The organism is Ruegeria sp. CL6 (assembly GCF_056536465.1).
This window is the reverse complement of record NZ_JBQFPR010000022.1, coordinates 2,501-6,318: the sequence shown is the minus strand read 5'-3', so window position 1 is coordinate 6,318 and position 3,818 is coordinate 2,501. Positions and strand designations below refer to the sequence as shown.

Here is a 3,818-nt window from a genome sequence, read left to right as displayed (position 1 = left end):
TGGTTGCGGGAGTAGGATTTGAACCTACGACCTTCAGGTTATGAGCCTGACGAGCTACCGGGCTGCTCCATCCCGCGTCAGAGTCAGATTTGTATCATCGTTAGAGAGAATGCTGTTTTGCGGGCTTTTACTAGGTTTGGCGGTGACCTACTCTCCCGGGGCTTAAGCCCAAGTACCATTGGCGCGGCAGTGCTTAACTTCCGGGTTCGGGATGGGACCGGGTGTTTCACTTGCGCTATGACCACCAAACCGAGGAAAAGCCCCCGTCGCGACTTTTGCGGAGCAAAAGCGCGACGTGCGGCAGGCAGCGTATTCGTTTACGAATGCGCGTTGCCGCACGGTTGTTATATCAATCAACATCGCGGCTAGGCGCTGCGACGTTATCCATTGTCAAGGTCGGTGTATGCTTTCGGTTTTGATTTTGTCTTTCCATTACTGGATCAAATCAAGCCTATCGGGCGATTAGTACCGGTCAACTGAACGCATTACTGCGCTTACATCTCCGGCCTATTGACGTGGTGGTCTTCCACGGCCCTCAGGGAGACCTTGTTTTGAGGGGGGCTTCCCGCTTAGATGCCTTCAGCGGTTATCCTGTCCGATCATAGCTACCCAGCACTGCCGTTGGCACGACAACTGGTCCACCAGTGGATCGTTCACCCCGGTCCTCTCGTACTAGGGGCAACTCCTCTCAAGTCTCCTACACCCACGGCAGATAGGGACCGAACTGTCTCACGACGTTCTAAACCCAGCTCACGTACCTCTTTAAACGGCGAACAGCCGTACCCTTGGGACCTGCTCCAGCCCCAGGATGAGATGAGCCGACATCGAGGTGCCAAACACTGCCGTCGATATGGACTCTTGGGCAGTATCAGCCTGTTATCCCCGGCGTACCTTTTATCCGTTGAGCGATGGCCCTTCCACTCGGGACCACCGGATCACTATGGCCGTCTTTCGACTCTGCTCGACTTGTCAGTCTCGCAGTCAGGCTGGCTTCTGCCATTGCACTCAACGAGCGATTTCCGACCGCTCTGAGCCAACCTTCGCGCGCCTCCGTTACGCTTTAGGAGGCGACCGCCCCAGTCAAACTACCCGCCACGCAGGGTCCCGGATCCGGATAACGGACCGCGGTTAGACATCAAGAGTGCGAAGGGTGGTATCTCAAGGGAGGCTCCACAAGAACTTGCGTTCCTGCTTCAAAGCCTACCACCTATCCTGCACATCACAATCCTGATGCCAGTGCGAAGCTGTAGTAAAGGTGCACGGGGTCTTTCCGTCTAACCGCGGGAAGCCTGCATCTTGACAGGCAATTCAATTTCGCTGAGTCGATGTTGGAGACAGCGGGGAAGTCGTTACGCCATTCGTGCAGGTCGGAACTTACCCGACAAGGAATTTCGCTACCTTAGGACCGTTATAGTTACGGCCGCCGTTTACCTGGGCTTCAATTCAAGGCTCTCACCTCTCCTTTTAACCTTCAGGCACCGGGCAGGCGTCAGACCCTATACGTCGTCTTGCGACTTCGCAGAGCCCTGTGTTTTTAATAAACAGTCGCCACCCCCTGGTTTGTGCCCCCAGCCCCTAGTTGCCTAGGAACCGGGCCTCCTTCTCGCGAACTTACGGAGGTATTTTGCCGAGTTCCTTCAACATCGTTCTCTCAAGCGCCTTGGTATGCTCTACCAGTCCACCTGTGTCGGTTTAGGGTACGGTCTGATGGAGGGCTATTTCCAGGAACCACTCAGCGGCCCACCCAATCCGATAAGGGTGAACAACCTTCGTGATCCGTCACATCCTCCTGGCCTAGGAATATTAACCTAGTTCCCATCGCCTACGCCTTTCGGCCTCGGCTTAGGGGCCGGCTTACCCTGCTCAGATTAGCTTTAAGCAGGAACCCTTGGACTTTCGGCGAGAGTGTCTCTCACACTCTTTGTCGCTACTCATGTCATCATTCTCACTAGTGATCTCTCCACGGGATCGCTCACGCGCCCGCTTCATCGAAAGAACCTATGCCTGCGCTACCGCCTATTCGGCTACTTGAGCGCGATTGCTCGCGCCAAATGACCGGCGGTAAAAAAGGCAAGGTTCTATGTCACACTACGCTCTGCTACCGATGCTTACGCATCCCTAGACTTCGGCTCATGGCTTGAGCCCCGTTACATCTTCGCCGCAGGACAACTTATTTAGACCAGTGAGCTGTTACGCTATCTTTAAAGGATGGCTGCTTCTAAGCCAACCTCCTGGTTGTTTTGGTCGTCCCACCTGCTTTCCCACTTAGCCATGAATTGGGGGCCTTAGTCGTAGGTCAGGGTTGTTTCCCTCTCCACTACGGACGTTAGCATCCGCAGTGTGTCTGCCATCTAGTACTCCCGGGTATTCGGAGTTTGGTTAGGATCAGTAAGCCTGTGGGGCCCCATTACCCATCCAGTGCTCTACCCCCCGGGGTATTCGGATGACGCTCTACCTAAATAGATTTCGCAGAGAACCAGCTATCTCCGAGTTTGATTGGCCTTTCACCCCTAGGCACAGCTCATCCCGATCTTTTTCAACAGATGTGGGTTCGGTCCTCCAGTAAGTGTTACCTTACCTTCAACCTGGCCATGCCTAGATCACTCGGTTTCGGGTCTGATCCCACGAACTCATACGCCCTATTAAGACTCGCTTTCGCTACGCCTACACCTAACGGCTTAAGCTTGCTCGTAAGACCAAGTCGATGACCCATTATACAAAAGGTACGCCGTCAGCTCGCAAGGAGCCTCCGACTGATTGTAGGCGTTCGGTTTCAGGTACTGTTTCACTCCCCTCGTCGGGGTGCTTTTCACCTTTCCCTCACGGTACTGGTTCGCTATCGGTCAGCAAGGAGTACTTAGCCTTCGAAGGTGGTCCTCCGATCTTCAGACAGAATTTCACGTGTTCCGCCCTACTTAATACGTCCATCAGAGCTTAGAATACGGGGCTGTCACCCGCTATGGCCATGCTTCCCAACATGTTCTTCTCACTCATCTGGCTCGGCTGGTCCCCGTTCGCTCGCCGCTACTAGGGGAGTATCAATTGATTTCCTTTCCTCCGGGTACTTAGATGTTTCAGTTCCCCGGGTTTGCTCTTAAAACCCTATGTATTCAGGTCTTAAGTACTTGGTTAAGCAACATATTGAGTAGCAAAACTAACAATATGAAGCTTTCAAGTGGGTTGCCCCATTCAGAAATCCATGGATCAAAGCTTATTCTCAGCTCCCCATGGCTTATCGCAGAGTATCACGTCTTTCATCGCCTCTTGCTGCCAAGGCATTCACCAAACGCCCTTCTCGCGCTTGATTTGATCCAGAAAAAGAAAGACTTGATATTGGCACTACCGCCTATTCGGCTACTTGAGTGCGTTTGACCGCACACAACCAAAGCTGCGCTAGTAATCAAATCGATCGCGACCGCCCAGCTGGTAACTAAAGGCGATCTTTCTTCTGAACCAAAAGCATACTTTCCCGCCTTCCATCCTGGAACCCGCGCTGCCGATGTCGGTCGGCCCCACGCAGAGGATAGAAGACAATGCATAACCGTTAAGTTATGCGGGTTAGTGTACTTGACTTGGACAACTCTGTTCGTTTCAGCCGGGATATTCAAAAAGGGACGAGGAAACATCCCTAATCAAACCTCCTCCGAAGAGGACCAACTGAGATCAACGCCTCACTCGGCGCGATCAAACAGTGTTGATTGATTTCTCTCTATACGATGTCAATGCTTCCGAAGAAGCAACGTCCAATCGGACGGTTAAGAACCCAAAGGTGCTTAACGATCTGATCGAAGTGATATGGTGGAGCCACCGCCAATCGA

Annotated in this window: 1 tRNA gene and 2 rRNA genes; all 3 read right to left on the bottom strand. The window is 53.0% G+C overall.

Going from position 1 to position 3,818, the window contains the following annotated elements:
• The 3 genes from ACR0LH_RS21455 to ACR0LH_RS21445 all read right to left on the bottom strand — a co-directional run bounded on the left by ACR0LH_RS21455 (position 1) and on the right by ACR0LH_RS21445 (position 3,307).
• Positions 1-77 (bottom strand) — tRNA-Met (locus tag ACR0LH_RS21455).
• 57 nt (positions 78-134) lie between these two features.
• Positions 135-249 (bottom strand): 5S ribosomal RNA (gene rrf / locus ACR0LH_RS21450).
• Positions 250-441: 192 nt separating this feature from the next.
• Positions 442-3,307 (bottom strand): 23S ribosomal RNA (locus ACR0LH_RS21445).
• Between the last annotated feature and the right edge of the window lie 511 nt (positions 3,308-3,818).